This window comes from Streptomyces sp. SX-6 (genome assembly GCF_059089585.1).
In genome coordinates, this window is sequence record NZ_JBTHHU010000001.1 from 81,269 (window position 1) to 96,960 (window position 15,692).

Annotated in this window: 15 protein-coding genes; 9 read left to right on the forward strand and 6 right to left on the reverse strand. The window is 70.8% G+C overall.

The features are described from left to right. Positions 1-60 precede the first annotated feature (60 nt). Positions 61-1,176 carry a polyprenyl synthetase family protein gene (locus tag ACV530_RS00380; protein WP_494330126.1) on the reverse strand — a complete coding sequence of 372 codons (1,116 nt, stop codon included), beginning with the start codon at positions 1,174-1,176 and terminating at the stop codon, positions 61-63. A 271-nt stretch (positions 1,177-1,447) separates the two neighbouring features. On the opposite strand from ACV530_RS00380, the gene ACV530_RS00385 reads away from it, so the two are divergent. The 7 genes from ACV530_RS00385 (at position 1,448) to ACV530_RS00415 (ending at position 6,536) form a co-directional block, all read left to right on the forward strand. Beyond that, complete coding sequence (locus ACV530_RS00385) at positions 1,448-2,191, forward strand: hypothetical protein (protein ID WP_494330127.1); 744 nt, start codon at positions 1,448-1,450, stop codon at positions 2,189-2,191. Between the two features lie 530 nt (positions 2,192-2,721). Next, positions 2,722-3,294, forward strand: a complete 573-nt coding sequence (locus tag ACV530_RS00390) for an RNA polymerase sigma factor (protein WP_494330128.1) — start codon at positions 2,722-2,724, stop codon at positions 3,292-3,294. Next, on the forward strand, positions 3,291-3,974 hold the full coding sequence (locus ACV530_RS00395; RefSeq protein WP_494330129.1) for a hypothetical protein: 684 nt from the start codon (positions 3,291-3,293) through the stop codon (positions 3,972-3,974). The genes ACV530_RS00390 and ACV530_RS00395 overlap by 4 nt, the downstream gene beginning before the upstream one ends. 201 nt (positions 3,975-4,175) lie before the next feature. After that, complete coding sequence (locus ACV530_RS00400) at positions 4,176-4,799, forward strand: hypothetical protein (RefSeq protein WP_494330130.1); 624 nt, start codon at positions 4,176-4,178, stop codon at positions 4,797-4,799. A 19-nt stretch (positions 4,800-4,818) separates the two neighbouring features. After that, entirely contained in the window at positions 4,819-5,508 is a 690-nt protein-coding gene (locus ACV530_RS00405; RefSeq protein WP_494330131.1) for a class F sortase, read from the forward strand. A 102-nt stretch (positions 5,509-5,610) separates the two neighbouring features. Beyond that, a complete protein-coding gene (locus ACV530_RS00410) occupies positions 5,611-6,039 on the forward strand; it encodes a hypothetical protein (protein ID WP_494330132.1) in 429 nt (142 codons plus the stop codon). Between the two features lie 113 nt (positions 6,040-6,152). Continuing rightward, the gene (locus ACV530_RS00415; RefSeq protein WP_494330133.1) at positions 6,153-6,536 is read left to right on the forward strand and encodes a DUF779 domain-containing protein; all 384 of its coding nucleotides are present in this window, start codon (positions 6,153-6,155) and stop codon (positions 6,534-6,536) included. A gap of 8 nt (positions 6,537-6,544) precedes the next feature. On the opposite strand, the gene ACV530_RS00420 is transcribed toward ACV530_RS00415, so the two are convergent. From ACV530_RS00420 to ACV530_RS00435, 4 genes are all read right to left on the reverse strand, one after another. Then, positions 6,545-8,656, reverse strand: coding sequence for a putative bifunctional diguanylate cyclase/phosphodiesterase (locus tag ACV530_RS00420; protein ID WP_494330523.1), 2,112 nt, complete (start codon positions 8,654-8,656; stop codon positions 6,545-6,547). Between the two features lie 116 nt (positions 8,657-8,772). Beyond that, positions 8,773-9,585 carry an SAM-dependent methyltransferase gene (locus ACV530_RS00425; protein ID WP_494330134.1) on the reverse strand — a complete coding sequence of 271 codons (813 nt, stop codon included), beginning with the start codon at positions 9,583-9,585 and terminating at the stop codon, positions 8,773-8,775. A gap of 357 nt (positions 9,586-9,942) precedes the next feature. Beyond that, entirely contained in the window at positions 9,943-11,472 is a 1,530-nt protein-coding gene (locus ACV530_RS00430) for an amino acid permease (protein WP_494330135.1), read from the reverse strand. A 104-nt stretch (positions 11,473-11,576) separates the two neighbouring features. After that, on the reverse strand, positions 11,577-12,551 hold the full coding sequence (locus ACV530_RS00435) for a hypothetical protein (protein WP_494330136.1): 975 nt from the start codon (positions 12,549-12,551) through the stop codon (positions 11,577-11,579). Positions 12,552-12,932: 381 nt separating this feature from the next. Here ACV530_RS00435 and ACV530_RS00440 point away from each other — a divergent pair, with 381 nt between their 5' ends. Beyond that, positions 12,933-13,331 carry a hypothetical protein gene (locus ACV530_RS00440; RefSeq protein WP_494330137.1) on the forward strand — a complete coding sequence of 133 codons (399 nt, stop codon included), beginning with the start codon at positions 12,933-12,935 and terminating at the stop codon, positions 13,329-13,331. Positions 13,332-13,399: 68 nt separating this feature from the next. Here the strand turns inward: ACV530_RS00440 and ACV530_RS00445 are convergent, their stop codons facing one another. Next, positions 13,400-14,767, reverse strand: a complete 1,368-nt coding sequence (locus tag ACV530_RS00445; protein ID WP_494330138.1) for a C39 family peptidase — start codon at positions 14,765-14,767, stop codon at positions 13,400-13,402. Between the two features lie 141 nt (positions 14,768-14,908). On the opposite strand from ACV530_RS00445, the gene ACV530_RS00450 reads away from it, so the two are divergent. Continuing rightward, entirely contained in the window at positions 14,909-15,508 is a 600-nt protein-coding gene (locus tag ACV530_RS00450; RefSeq protein ID WP_494330139.1) for a uridine kinase family protein, read from the forward strand. Positions 15,509-15,692 lie beyond the last annotated feature (184 nt).

Here is a 15,692-nt window from a genome sequence, read left to right on the forward strand (position 1 = left end):
GCCGCATGGCCGGCCTGTGGCCGATCATGCACTAGCCGCGACGGCGATGGGATGTAGCCATCAGGATGTCCTCGTAGTGGCAGCCTCGGCCAGCGCCCTCAGTGCCCGCGCCGCGGGAGGTGCGAACGGTACGCTGCCCAGCGCCTGGAGGGCCTGTTCATAACGGTCGTTGATCATCCGCTCGACGATGTCGCACGCGCCCGTGGCGGCGACGATGCCCTTGATGCGGGACGTGTCGCCCTCGCTCAGACTCCTGTCGCCGATCAACTCGTAGAGGATCGCGCGCTGTCGCGGGTCGGCGCGTTCGAGCGCCAAGGCCATGAGCACCGTGCGCTTGCCCTCGCGTAGATCGTCCACGGCGGACTTGCCGGTCTCCCGGGGGTCGCCGAAGACTCCAAGGAAGTCGTCGCGCATCTGGAAGGCTTCGCCCAACGGCAAGGCGTACGCGGAAAGCGCCCGGTGAACTGCTTCGGTTGCCCCTGCCAGGGAGGCACCGATACGCAGTGGCCGGTCGACGGTATAGGCGGCGGTCTTGTAGCGGGCGATCCGCAGTGCCGTGAAGACGTCCGGCGCAGGGCGCCCAGCGGACATGACGTCCAGGTACTGGCCGTACATCACTTCGCTCCGCATGGCGTCGACATGCACCAGCGCCGCGCCGAGCTGGGCATGGCTGAGACCGGCGGAGTGCAGGAGTCGGTCCGCCCAGGCCAGGGCGACGTCCCCGATGAGGAGAGCCAGGTTGACTCCGAGCCGGTCGGCCGCCTCACCGGTGCGGCCGACAGCATGGTGTGCGGCCAGAACACGGTGCACCGTGGCGGATCCGCGCCGGATATCGCTGTTGTCCACGATGTCGTCATGGATGAGGGCGAAAACGTGAAACATTTCGAGCGAGGCCGCTGCCTTCAGAACGGACACGGGGGTGGTACAGCTCCCCACCACAACATGCCAGCCGACCACACACATCAGAGGACGCAGGCGTTTTCCGCCGACGAAGGTGAAGCTGCGCAGAACATCCGTGATTTCCGAAGGCCACTGGTGCAACACCGCAACCCGGGCCCTCTCCTCGAGAAATTCGGCCAGGACGGCATCGATGCCCTTCTTCGTGTTGACAAGGTCTATCAGTGAATCCGCAGTGGTGCCGACAGCGCCCGCATATTCCATCTCTTCCGGCTCCACGATCCGCTCGACGCTGGGAATTACAGCCAGAGTTGCCCCGGGTAGCCGTGCTCCTCGTCGCACCACCCCCAAGTCCCCACAAAGTTCGCCGGACCCGCTACCACCTGCATGTTTGATTGGACACCGCCGTATGGACGGAGTCCACCCTGGACAGGGAGCGCATGTGTGTACAGCACCCCATGGGTGGTGCGCTGGTCGTACGGGTGGAGTGGCCCCCTGTCAGAATCACTCCGGCATCATCAGCAAGGCCCCGGGGCGTAAGGATCAAGCGGTGTACGACTTCAGACACCCTCTGTACAACAGAGCAACGGCGATCGTCTGGTTGCTGATGGGGATCGCGGCGGTGGCCGCTTCCGTATGGCTGATCGCCGTCGATACGCCGGAACGGGCGCGCAACGACCGGGCGTTCACGTCCGCGGCGTCCTGTCCTGCCCCGCCGCGCACGGCGTCGGCGGAGTGTGTGTGGTCCGAGGAGTTCACCGTCTCGGGCATTCATCTCTGGAGCGGCAAGGGCAGCCACATCAGGGCCACCCTCACCAGCACCCGGATCGGAGTGTGGCCGACCGGGTTCCGCAACGACGGGCCGGTTCTGGAGAAGTTGAGGGACGGGGACCGGGTGGTGGGCACCGTGTGGCGCGGGAGAGTGGTGAAGGTCGCCGCGAAGGGCGCTGTGCAGGACACGGAGGACAGTCCGGCCGACCTCGCGGAGGCATCGCTGGGGCTCGGGCTCGGGCTCGGTCCTTCCGGGCTGCTGATCGTCGTCGCCTGTGTCTGGCGACTGCGGCGGATCCGGGAGCCGGAACCGAGCCTGTCGATGAGGTCCCTCCTGCGGCTTGCGCTGGGGCTGGCGAGCGCCGCGTGTCTCACCAGCCTTGCGGCCTGGCTGCTCGCGGCACCGCTCTGGCTCATCCTGGGGGCGTGGGCGGCTCTGGCCCCGTTCGTCACCTGGTACGCGGTGTGGTTCGCGCGGCAGGAGCCGGGGCCTCGTCCGCTTCCGGAGCTGGGGCCCCTCTGATCAGGCTGATCAGGTCCGTTCGTAGACCGTCACGCGTCTGCCGCTGATCCGGGTTTCCGCGCTCCTGCGGAAGTGTCGGTCCAGGATCTGCTGCTCGGTGCGCTCCCGGGTCGTCGCCGACGCCCTCATCGCTTGATCACCTGATCACCTGCGAAAGAACTCTTGCGTGAAGTGGCGCCGGATGTACGGCTCCTCGCCCCCCGGCCATCCGACCAAGCCCCTGCGCCCGCGTGACGGTCGTCACGTTCGCGCACGCCGGCGTCACCCTTCGCAGCGTCGCGCGCGCTCGAAAACAAGTGGAATGTCGGCATGCGTTCCGGCGCACCGGAGCCTGCCCGCCCGCCGTGATCACGCTGTGTCCCCGCCCCGCCGCCCTGTGGGTTTCTGCTCCTTTCTGTCATGAGTCTTCGCGAACCGAAATCGCTTCACTGGGAAGTGTGGGGCGTCAACGCCCGTCCGCCACCGGCGAGTTGAGCCGGGCGAGCGGCTTCTCGAAGGGAATTCATGTACACCAAGCAACGGGGCTGCCCGTGAACGACGACGCGCCCCTCCGGGACGAGGACCCGCTCGGCGACGAGGAGGACTTCGAACTCCCCCTGGACTTCCAGGCGTTCTACGTCTGCCGACAGGAGCTCTACCACGACTACGCCACCGGGCTCCTCGGCGACCGGCGCGAGGCGGAGGAGCTCGTGCACGAGGTCTTCGGCCAGATCCTGGCGACCTGGAGCGACCTGCTCGGCAGCGGCAACTTCGAGGAGGACACCTGGGCCGTCCTCCGCCTGGCCGCCGAGCAGCGGCTGCGCCGCGAGCACCGGCGGCCCGCCTTCGTCGCCAAGGGTGCCTTCGCCCAGGCCTTGGACGCGACCCGCGACCAGCTGATGGCCCTGGAGGAGGGCATCGGGCTCTACTCCGCCATAGCCCAGCTCCCGCCCCGGCAGTTCGACGTCATCGTCCTGCGCTACGTCCTCGGCTACGAGACCCGCACGATCGCCTGGTTCCTCGGCCTGGACCGGCGCACCGTCGACTACCACGGCCGCAAGGGCAAGGAGCACCTGGGCCGTCGGCTCAACATCCCCGCGAACACTGTGGAGGCCACCAAGTGACCCGCGGATCCGGCATCGACGACCTCCTCGCCGACGCCGCCGTGCCCACCGTTCCCGCCACCGACTTCGACGTCCCCGCCGCGCTGCGCCGCCTGGCGGCTCAGGCCTCGTGCCGGTGCCGGGGCCACGGCCACGGCCCGGGCCTGCCGCAGCGGGCCCGGCAGGCCCGCTGGACGCTGGACGTGGTCTCCCGCTGGGTGGTCAACCTCCCCGAGGCGCCCGGGCAGCTCGAACAGCTCGCCGGGGACCGGAGCGTCGACGTCGAGGGCATCCTCGTCTTCGCCTGCCTGCTCCGGCTGACCGGATATCCCGACAGCGCCCAGTTCTGGTGGCAGGTGGCGGCCGGTGCGGGCAACCGCACCTCGTCGTACTGCCTGCACCTGCACCATCTGCAGCTCGGCGAGGAGAGCACGGCCCTGCTCTGGCTCGACCGGTTCTCCCCTCTCTCCGCTCTCTCCGCGGCACCGCTCACCGGCTCCGACTACTTCGACGTCCTGGCCGCCGCCGCCTGCTACCTCCGCCGGCACGGCACCACCGGCCGGCTCGCCGCGGAGGACCTCGAGGACGAGGTCCACCGCCTGGCCGCGGCGACGAGCGGTGCCCACGGCATCGTCAGCTGCCCCGACCGGCGCCTCGCCGAGCGGCTGCACGATCTCGCCCACGGCGTCCGGCCGGCATGACCACCGCCGGCGGGCGGGGCGGGGCTGCGTCAATACGTCACCGGGCGCGCCACGGTCAACCCGACCCGGCCGTTCACGGCCGGAAGTTGACCCGGACCCCATCCGTCCGGCTCAGCCTGGTTACCGAATGGAGCAATACAACTACCCTCCGGATGCTCCTTCCGGATTCCCGGGTGAACCTCGGATCAAGGAGGTACACCAATGAAGTCAATCCGTACCGCTGTCTGCGGCACACTGACGGCCGTGGCCGTCTGCGCGGCTCCTGCCGCGTACGCCCTGTCCTCGACTCCGGCCGCCACCGTCAAGGCCGAGAGCCGCGTCGTCGCCAAACACGGCGATCACGAGGACTGCGACCACGGTCGCGACCACGACGAGGGCCGCGAGGACCACGGTCGTGAGGACCACGGACGCGACGACTGCGACCGCGAAGGCCGTGACCACGGCCGCGAGGACGGTCGCGAGGACCGCGACGAGGGCCGTGAACACGGTCGCGAGCACGACGAGGGCCGCGAGGACCACGGTCGTGACGAGGGCCGTGAAGACCACGGCCGCGACGAGGGCCGCGAGCACCGTGACCACGACGAGGGCCGTGAGCACGGACGCGACCACGAGGACCACGGCCGTGACCACGGCCGCGACGAGGGCCGCCACGACCACGGCAGACCTCACGGTCACGCCCACGCGGGCGGCGGCGCCACCGCGCAGCTCGCCGCGTCGGACTCCTCGTCCCCCGACACCGCGGCGATCCTGCTCGCAGGCGCCACGGCGGGCATCGCCGGTGGTCTGATCTGGACCCGCCGCCGCGCCAACGCGGCCAAGCGCTGACAGGAAGCGAACCGGCATCATGTCAGAAACGCGCACAGGTGGTTACGGCCGCCTGCTGACAGGAGTGGCCTGGGCGGCCTTGCTGCTGGCCCTGTGGCTACGGGGCCATGACATCGCCGACGAGCCCATAGCAAGGGCGCCGAAGAGCGGCGACGTCGCGGCCCGGGACCACTCCCATGCGCTCGGCCTGCCCCCGGCACACGAACCGTTGCCGGGGGCCGGCCCCCAGACACTGGCCATCAAGGCCATGGGGCTGAACGCCCCGGTCGAGGGTCACGGCCTCGACGCCGAGGGCGGCGTCGAGGCGCCGCCGTACGAGCGGGCGGGCTCCGTGTCCTGGTACAAGGACGGCGTGGAGCCCGGCAGTGCGGGCTCCGCCGTCCTCGTCGGCCATGTGGACACGCTCACCGGACCGGCCGTCTTCTACGAACTCAGCAACGTCAAGCGCGGCGAGAAGATCGACGTCTCGCGCGCGGACGGCTCCACCGCCGAGTTCACGGTCGAGGACGTCTCCGTCGTGGCGAACGACCACTTCGACGTCGACAAGGTCTACGGGCCGCAGGACACGAAGCGCGCCGAACTGCGCCTGATCACCTGTGGCGGCGACTACAACCGCGACCAGCACCAGTACACCGCCAATGTGGTGGTGTCCGCCTATCTCACCGGGGCGGGGCGCACCGCTCCTCCTCCCGGTTCCGGAGCGGCCTGACGACCGGTTAGTGTATGACGAAGCCATCCCCCCACGTGTCGGCATCGCCGGACGCGGCTTTCCTGCCCGTTCCGACCGTGGAGTTCGTTCTTCGTGCTGCGCATGACCACTCACAACACCCGTCGCCGGACCGCCGTTTGCGGGCTCCTCCTCGCCGGAGTGCTCGCCCTGACCGGCTGTGGCGGAAGCGACGACACGTCGTCGTCGGCCGCCGGTGCCAAGGCCTCGTCGCCGGCGTCCCCTTCGGCTTCCGTCTCCAAGTCCCCGAAGCCGACGCCGACACAGGAGGCCATCGCGCCGCCGGCCACGACGGAAGCCGCGCCGGAACCGGCCACCGCCGAACCGACCGTGGCCGAGCACACCCGGGCCGCGCGCACCGGCGGCACCGCCTGCGAGATCGTCTCCAACGCGGGCCACTGCTACCGCGCGGGCCAGTTCTGCCGGAAGGCCGACGTCGGCTCGAGCACGCATGATGCCGAGGGGCGGCTCATCACCTGTGGCGGCGAGAACGGCCGCCGCTGGCACTACTGATGTCCCGAATGCCCTGACAGGCACTTGCCGAGCCGGGCCGTCATGTTCATCCTGAACATTCCGAGAGCCGTACGCGCACGAGAGCCGTACGCAACCGATCCCGGGAGCCGGCCATGAGCGGAGCAGCAGTGTCCCGCATCGCCCTCACCGCCGAGGCGGCCGGGCTGATCCGTGAACTGTGCGACAAGCACGGTCCGTTGATGTTCCATCAGTCCGGCGGCTGCTGCGACGGTAGTTCGCCCATGTGCTACCAGCGGGGCGAGTTCCGCGTGGGCGGCTCCGACGTCCTGCTGGCCGAGCTGGCGGTGGACGGGGTGGACGAGCGGGTCGGATTCTGGATGTCGGCCGAGCAGTTCGAGCGCTGGCGGCACACCCATCTCACGGTCGATGTCGTCCCGGGGCGCGGCAGCGGGTTCTCGCTCGAGGCCCCGGAAGGGGTGCGCTTCCTGATCCGTTCCCGGCTGCTGACCGATGAGGAGGCGCGGCGGCTGGGCTAGACCGGGCATCAGGAGGGCGCGTCGGCCAGCGACAGCGTGTGCAGGCGCTCGGGCGGTCCGGGGCGCGCGTAGTACCAGCCCTGTGCGGTCTCGCACCCGAGTAACCGCAAGTGGTCGGCCTGGACGCCGGTTTCCACGCCCTCGACCGTGACCGACAGGTCGAGGGTGTGGGCGAGGGAGACGATGCCCTCGACGATCTTCACGTCGACGGGGTCGGCGGGCGTGCACTGCATGCCGCGGGTGAAGGAGCGGTCGAGCTTGAGCGTGCTGACGGGCAGCCGGCGCAGATAGGACAGGTTGGAGTAGCCGGTGCCGAAGTCGTCGAGGGCGATGTCCACGCCCAGGTCGGCGAGTTGGCGCAGCGGGCGCAGCTCCTCCTCGTCGGCGCCGATGAGGGCGTTCTCGGTGACCTCCAGGCACAGGGCGGAGGGGTCGAGGCCGGCGTTGTTCAGGACGGCGACCGTGTCGGCGACGAGGGAGGGGCATCGCAGCTGTGAGGGCGAGAGGTTGACGTTGACGCGCAGGGGCGCGCCGCAGGTGCCCTCACTGCGCCAGGCGCGGGCCTGCCGGGCGGCTTCCTCCAGGACCCAGCGGCCGAGCGGCACGATCAGGCCCGTGCTCTCGGCGAGCGGGATGAACCGGTCCGGGCCGAGGACCCCGTGGACGGGATGCAGCCAGCGCACCAGCGCCTCGGCCCCGCGGACGGTGCCGTCGGCGAGGCGGACGAGCGGCTGGTACTCGATGAAGAACTCGCCGTTCTGCAGCGCGCCGGGCAGGCAGTTGGTGAGGTCGTGGCGGGCGATAGCGCGGGCGTCGGAGTCGGCGTCGGCCAGCTCGTAGCGGTTGCCGCCCGCGGCCTTGGCGCGGTACATGGTGATGTCGGCGCTGCGCAGCACCTCCGCCGCGCCGAGTTCGCCGCCGTGGCCGCCGACGATCCCGATGCTGGCCCGTACGGACAGGTGCCGGCCGTCGAGGAGGACGGGCTCGGCGAGCGCGGCGAGCATCCGGCGGGCGAGGGCGGTGACGTCGCGCTGGGCGGCGGGGCCGGTGATGAGGGCGACGAACTCGTCGCCGCCCAGGCGTGCCACGAGCTCGTGGGGGCCGGTGACGCAGGAGTTCAGCCGACCGGCGACGGCGACGAGGAGCTGGTCGCCGACGGCGTGGCCGAGGCTGTCGTTGACGGCCTTGAAGCCGTCGATGTCGAGATAGCACAGCCCGAACTGGCCGTCGTCGCCCGTGTGTTCCAGCGCGGCGTCGAGGCGCTCGAAGAACAGGGCGCGGTTGGGGAGCCCGGTCAGGTCGTCGTGGGTGGCCTGGTGGCGCAGCCGCTCGTGCAGCAGCCGGCGTTCGGTGATGTCCTGCATGAGGGCGATCTGGTACTGGGGGCAGCCGGCGGAGTCCCGCAGCAGGGAGACGGTGAGGTCGGTCCACAGGACGGTGCCGTCGCCGCGGTAGTAGGGCTTCTCGACGCGGTAGTGGTCGCGGTCGCCCCGGACGAGCTCGGCGTACAGGCCCCAGACGTCGGGCGAGTCGTCGGGGTGCACCAGTTCGCCGACGTTGCGGCCCGTCACCGGCTGCCCCATGGTGTTGAACATCCGCAGCAGCGCGTCGTTGACGTCGAGGATGTGGCCGTCGACGCTGGCGATGCCGACCCCGATGGAGGCGCCCTCGAAGACGGCGCGGAAGCGGGCCTCGCTGGTGTGCAGGGCCTGTTCGGTACGGGCCTGTGCGACCAGCGCGGCCCGGGAGACGGCCTCCTGCTCGGCGAGGGTACGCTCGCGCAGGGCGCGGGCGAAGCCGGCGGCGATGGCGTGCTGGAGGCGGACGCAGCGGGTGCGGCTCTCGTCCTTCGGCACGGCGCCCTCGGCGGGGCAGTACAGCACGAGGTAGGCGTCGACCGCGCCGAGGATCAGGGGCAGGGCGTCGGGGTCGGTGCAGTGCCCGCGGACCAGGGCGGCGCCGACCTCGGCACCGGGCTCCGGGTCGAAGGGCTGGGAATGCAGCGCGTCGCGCAGCCGACCCGCGAGGGGGACGAGGTGCCGCTCGAACTCGGCGCGGGTCAGCGGCGTCGTGGCCGCGGGGTGGATGGCCCGGCTCCACAGCGCGGCGAACCGCCGGATCCGCTCGTCGTCACGGGCCGTCCGCCGGCCCGTGCCGTGCGGGCCGGTGCCGTGCGGGCCGGGGTGCTCGAGCGGCGCGGCGGTGCCGTACAGGATCCGGCCGTTGGTGCGGCCCGTCACGACTTGCGCCCCACTCCGGCGAGCCCCGCGGCACCGGCCGCCTCGTCCGGCTCCCCCGCGTCGGGCCGCCAGTCGGGCAGGGGCACCAGGCCCGGCTCGACCGGGGCGAAGCCGTCGAGGAACCGCGCCACGTCCGCCCGCCGGCGGGGGCACAGGGGGCTGCCGATGCTCCGGTAGACACTCTGCACCCGTGCGTTCTCCTCGGGCCGCATCGGCCCCTCCCCGGCCGAGGCGTGGCTGAGGACGAGCAGGCTCCCGGAGGGGAGGGCGTCGCGCAACTCGGCCACGGCGCGCCAGGGATCGTCACGGTCCTCGAGGAAGTGCAGGACGGCGACGAGCAGCAGCGCGACGGGCTCGCCCTCGCCGAGGAGCTCCTCGGTCTCGCGGAGCCGCAGGATGTCCCGCGGATGACGCAGGTCGCCGGTGACCATGGCCGCGCGCTCCTGGCCCGCGAGGACGGTCCGGCCGTGCCCCACGGCGACGGGGTCGCGGTCGATGTGGAGGACGCGCGCGCCGGGGTCGGCCGCCAGGGCCACCTCGTGGACGCCGCCGGCTGCGGGGATGCCCGAACCGATGTCGAGGAACCGGTTCACCCCGGCCGCCACGGCGAACCGGACCGCGCGGCGCAGGAAGGCGCGGTTGGCCCGCATGATCCCGGGCATGCCGGGATAGGCCTCGGCCGCCCGTCGGGCGGCCTCCCGGTCGGCCGCGGCGTGGTGCGAGCCGCCCAGGTAGTAGTCGTAGATGCGGGACACGCCAGGCGCGGACAGATCGATGCCCGCCAAGGCCCGGCCGGGACGCTGCGTCACTCTGTCTCTCCAGCTCATCTCAGGGGGTGTTGAGGGGTTTGAGCAGAGGCTACTGATCGTTCGTTCGAATGGTAGAAGAAGTGGACATCGGCCGTCCGCATGGGGCCGTCGCTCACCCCCGCCTCCAGCAGGTGTGCCGTGCAAGGAAGTTCGAAACCGCGTATACGCGTGAGATGCGTCTCTTCCACCCTTGCCGATCAGATCGTTGGCGACTACAGGAAATGATCATGGAGGTCAGCCGCCCGCGCAAGGGGCGCGTCCCGGTTCGTCCCGGCGCGCGGACGCACGACAGGGACCGCACGGCGGGAGTGCGGTCCCTGTCGTGGCGTCAGGCGCCCGGGGTGTTACCCCACCCCCCTAAGGGTGGACGGTGCCCGGCAGGTCGGACGGTTCCGGGTGCGCGGGCGCGTTCCTGGGGTGGCCGGGCCGCAGGAACCACCGGCGGGCGGAGACCAGCCACCACACGCCGGCGAAGCCGAGCACCACCGCCACCGCGATGGGTGCGTAGTTGAAGTTCTCCATGGTGACCGGGGAGAGCTGCGGCAGCATGAACAGCACCGTGATGAGCGCCACCCAGCCCACGGCGACGATGCCGACCGGCCGGGACCAGCGGCCCAGGTGCCAGGGGCCGCGCTCGAACCGCTCCCCCAGACGCAGCCGCAGGAAGGTGGGGATGACGTAGGCGATGTAGAGGCCGATGGTGGCGATGCTGGTGACGGCCGCGTAGGCGGTGTCATTGATCAGGTAGGGCAGGCCGAGGACGAACGCCCCGCCCGCGGCGAGCCACACCGCGTTGGTGGGAGTGCGCGTGGCGGGGTTGATCCGGTGCCAGACACGGGAGAAGGGCAGGGCGCCGTCCCGCGAAAAGGCGTAGATCATGCGGGAGTTGGCGGTGACGGAGGCCATGCCGCAGAACAGCTGGGCGCCGATGACGACCAGGAGCAGCGCCTTGCCCGCGCTCGCGCCGAGCGCGTCGAGCAGGATCTGGGCCGGCGGCACGCCGGTGGCGGAATCGACCGACCCGTTGTAGCTCTGGATGGCGAAGGTCATGCCGACCAGCAGGGCGAACCCGGCGATCCAGGACGTCCAGATGGAGCGGACGATGCCCCGGGGCCCGGCGACGGAGGCATCGTTGGTCTCCTCGGTCATATGGGCGGAGGCGTCGTAGCCGGTGAAGGTGTACTGCGCCATCAGCAGCGACAGCAGGCCGACGTAGAGCCCCGAGCCCCAGCCGGTCCGGTTGGTGAACTCGGTGAAGACGAAGGACGCCGACTGGTGGTGCCCGGGCACGGCCACCAGGGCCACCACGATGGCGGCCACGCCGAGGACGTGCCACCAGACGCTGACGCTGTTGAGCACGGCGACGATCCGCACCCCGAAGGTGTTGAGGAAGGCGTGCAGCAGCAGGATGACGCCGAACAGGGCGATGGTGTGGCCGGGAGTGGCCGCGACGTCCCACTGCAGGTCGAGATAGGCGTTGAGGAACGAGGCCGCGCCGAAGTCGACGCCCGCGGTCACCGCGATCTGGCCGAGGACGTTGAACCAGCCGGTGAACCAGGCCCACGCGGCCCGGCTGCGCTCCGGGGCCATGCGGTGGGCCCAGAAGTACAGTCCGGCGCTGGTCGGGTACGAGGAGCAGACCTCGGCCATGGACAGCCCCACGAACAGGGTCATCAGGCCGACCCCGACCCACCCCCAGGTGATCATGGCAGGGCCGCCGGTGATCATCCCGTACTTGTACATGGTCATGCAGCCGGACAGGACGGAGATGATGGTGAACGAGACGGCGAAGTTGGCGAACCCGCTCATGCTGCGGGCCAGGGTCTGCCGGTAGCCGAGCTGGGCGAGACGTTCCTCGTCGGAGACGCCGGGGGCATCGAGCGGCACGTGATCCTCTTCCTCGGTCTTGGGCTTCCTCGGTCGGGGCTTCCTCGGTCGTGGTCGAACTCGTGCGGAATGCGGAACAGGCGGCACAGGCGGAACAGGGGGCGTCAACGGGGCGGGGCGGCCCCCGCGGCACGCGCGGCCCGGGCGCGGTGCCGCAGGAACAGGGAGCGCGCGTCCCCGCAGCAGGCCCAGGGGACGTCGGCGGCGTACGGGCCGATCGCCGTGAACACCTCGTGCGCCTCGGCGTCCCGGCCGGCGAAACTCAGCGCATGGGCGAGGAAGTTGGCATCGTCCGCGAACTGCGCGTGCGGCCGCGGGGAGCGGTGCCGCCACCAGCCCTCGAGCACCCTGTCGATGTGGGGGCAGTCGTGCCAGGGGTGGACGACCGGCCCCGGCCCGCCGGTCTCCAGCCGGTGCCGGTACGACTCGGCGAGCGCCACCAGCGGCAGCACCGCGAGCGGCAGGCCCCGCGGCACGGCCTCGGCGCGCTCCAGCGCCCAGTGGAACATCTCCCCGCCGGTGCCGTGATTGCTGTCGAAGAGGTAGGTGAGCACCTCGTGGTGCGCTTCGCGGTTGTACGGGTCGCGGGCGGTGGCCTCGCCCCAGACCTGCTGCAGCAGCTGTCTGTTGGGGGCGTGGACGCGCAGCAGCGCGAGCAGGACGACCCAGGGCGAGGGGTCCGCCGGCTCCGCCTCGGCCGCGGCCACGCAGGTGCGCCACGCCTCCTCCATCAGCTGCCGCCCGTCGGCGCGGCCGGCGATCACGGACCGCAGCGCCTGGACGTGCGCCAGCAGCGCCAGTCCGTCGGCGGACGCCGGCTCGGCCCGGACCCAGGTCTCGGCGAACCGCAGGTTCACCCCGGCCCGCGCGAGCACCTGCAGCCGGAAGACGCGCCGGTCCCAGTCGCGCCCGGTGAGGGCGAGCAGGTCCCGCAGCCCCTCCCAGCGGCCCATCGCGGCGTCCTCCATGGCGGCGCGCAGCGGGAGGTCGTCGCGCGCCGGATGCCGGTCGAGGGCCTCGGTCGCGGGGTCGCGGGACCGGGTGCGCCGCGCCGTGCGACGGAACAGTCGGCGTTCCATGCGCGCTTCCCCTCCTGCTGTCATCGGCTGCCAGGCGGTACGGCGGTGCAAGTACGCGTCCGCGCACGGAGGTTCACCAGGGCGGACCAGCAGGTGGCGTCGGCGCACGCTCAACCAGCGTGGTTCCGGGCAGGGTTGCCGGGCAAGCCGCCGCCACCGGGTGACGAGGACCCGTCAACTCCGGTGCGGGCCACACAGCTTATACACACATCGGAGCGATGGGGGCCGTTCGGGCGCACACGATTCCCCCGGCCCCGGACCCGGCGGCTCCGCACCCCTTGTCGTATTCACCCCAAAGGCCCGCCGGGCCTCTTTGCAGTTTGGCTCAACAGGTCTGTCTCTTATATCGTTTGGACCGACAGCGCGAAGGGAAATTGGGTCATGGCCGTCAAATTTGAGCAGGTTGACGAATCCGAAAAGAACGCACCGGGAGTCGAACCGGTAGCCGTTCCGCTCGGCGGGCAGGAAATCACGACCTATTGGCGGAGGATGCTCCACGACGACCTCGATCCCGAGGTGACCGAGGAAGTGTTCACCGTCGAAATTCTCGTACCGGTCATGGGTACCGAGGAGTACGAGACCGACGAGATGAACGAGGACGGCAGCCGGAAGATCGCCTCTCGTCCGTGTGTGACCCACGAGCGGCGCGAGATGGATCTCGGCAAGGCATCCCTGGAAAAGCTCCAGGAGGCCCTCAAGCCGTTCATCGCGGTCTCGCGCGAGGCACAGACCGTCCCCCAGCAGGGCCGTAAGCGCCGCGCCAAGGCGGGCGCCGCATAAGGCGGCTCGAAATGGAAAGGGCGACCACGGATTCCGTGGTCGCCCTTTCCATTCTCTCAGCGGATCTCTCAGCGGATTCCGACCGAGCGCAGTACGCGCCGCTGAGCGGGCGTCAGCTGCAGCGGGAAATAGAGGTAACACACACCGCCCGAGCCGCTCTTGACACGGCCCTGCGCGTCGTGCCGCTTGGTGCGCAGCCAGATGTTCTCGAACTGCCGCCGTTTGTAAATACGTTGCACGGCCCGGTCGGATTTGCTCGCCGGGTCGTTGGCGACGACGTCGCCGTCACCGGTGAAGCCCACGACGCACATGAGGTGGCCCGCGGTGCCGTAGCCCGCGCCGTCGAGCTCGGAGGCCAGGAAGGACTGCGAGGTGATGACGGGGATCCCCGCCCGGACGAGCCGCTCGGCGTCGTTCAGCGAGCGCAGCCGGGTCACCACGCTCTGCATGTCGTGATATGTGGCGGCGTACGCGGCGTTGAAGGGCCAGTTGCCGCAGCCCTTGTACTGGTGGTCGTAGGTGAACCGGGCCGCGTGGCAGACCTGGGGATCGGCGTAGGAGGGATCGACCCAGGCGAGGTCCTCGGGCGTGGGCCGGCGTCCCCAGTACTCGATGGCCATCTCCGAGGAGGTGGGGCTGCACCACGCCTCGCCGCCGTTGTCGTACTCCGGGTACTGGCCCTTGTGGATCTCCTGCGAGTAGCGGGGCACCGACAGCCGGTGCCCGTCCCCCTCCCACGGCCGCGAGGCGGGCACGGTGAAGCGGTCGGGGATGTCGGACCCCATGGCACCCAGCCGCCGGACCGTCGGGGTGAGCCGGGTGCCGGGCCTGCGGAAGAGGGTGAGCCGCAGGGCGTACGAGGCCAGGCGCAGCCCGCTCGAGGCGTCGACGACGAGGGTGTCGGTGGAGACGCTGCTCTTCTTGTCGCCCTGCCCGTCGACGGAGGTGCGCCGGATGTCGCCGTCCGCGTCGCCGGACGTCCAGCGGCCGAGCACGTACCACGGGGTGCGGGTGTGGTCGGTATAGGTGCCGCGCGCCTCGACCTGGAGCCAGGTGCCCTCGGGGGTGTGGGCGTTCCAGGAGGCGATGAGCTCGGTCGCGGGCGGCAGGGTGCGCACCGGTGACACCCAGGTGGCGTACTCCCACGAGGACGTGGTGCCGGTGTGCGGGTCGGTGTAGGCGAAGGTGCCGGCGGGACGGCCGATGACGAGCCCGGGACGGTGCCCGTCGACCGCCCGGACCCCGTTCGCGGTGCCGCTGCGCCAGTCGGGCAGGGTGGTCCAGGAGTGGTGGTCGATGGTGCCGGTGCCCCCGCCGCGGCCACCGCCGGGCGGGGCCGCGAAGGCGGCGGTGGCCCGGGAGAGCGGGGAAGCCGCGGCGGTCACGGCGAGAACGGAGGCGAGCACGGTACGGCGGGGGGTCCGTCTGCTGGACATGGCGTCGATCCCTCGGTCGGCAGCGCGGTGGTCCGGGCGGACCACTATCCTCGGTCCGGCCCGCGCCTGGCCAGTGATGCGGCAACCGGCGCGTCCGTACCGTGCCCCTTAGGTCCGTACCGTGCCCCTTAGGGTGGTCCGGTGTCAGGTAACTCCCCCCTCCCCTCGCTCAACACGCTGGCCCGGCGGCTGCAGGCGCTTCCGCCGTCCGTGGGGCCCGTACGGCTCGTCGCCGTCGACGGGCACGCGGGATCCGGCAAGACCACGTTCGCCGGCGTGCTGGCCGCGGCGCTGGGCGGCGCCCCCGTGCTGCACCTCGACGATCTGGCCACGCACGAGGAGCTGTTCGAGTGGACCGGGCGGCTGCGCGAGTGGGTCCTCGCCCCGTTCGCCCGGGGCTCGGCCGCGCACTACCGGGCGTACGACTGGGTGGCGCGCCGGTTCACCGGCGAGCACGAGCTGCCCGCGGCTCCCGTGGTCCTGCTCGAGGGGGTGGGCGCGGGCCGGCAGGCGGTACGCCCTTATCTGGCGTGCCTGTTGTGGATGGAGTTGCCTCACGAACACTCCTGGGAGAGAGGTCAACTCCGCGACGGTCCGACCCTGAACGATTTCTGGGATGACTGGAAGAGAGCGGAACGCAAGCATTTTGCAACGGATCCTTCTCGTCCGTATGCCGAGATCCTGGTGCATCAGTGTTCAGAGGGATATGAGTTGCTGTCAGGGCCTCATGGGACGGCCTGAACCCCCGTCACCCCTACGCTCCGTAGTCACTTTCCGACGTGCCCCTGTCCGGCACCCGAACGATCCCTGTCGCGCGTCCCAACTCGGCTTGACCCGGGGGGCTTACAGGACTTACGTTCTGAATGTGCGGCCGACGCAGGCCGCTTGCGGACGCGAAGCCCCCGGTTGTTCCCCCGTGACCGGG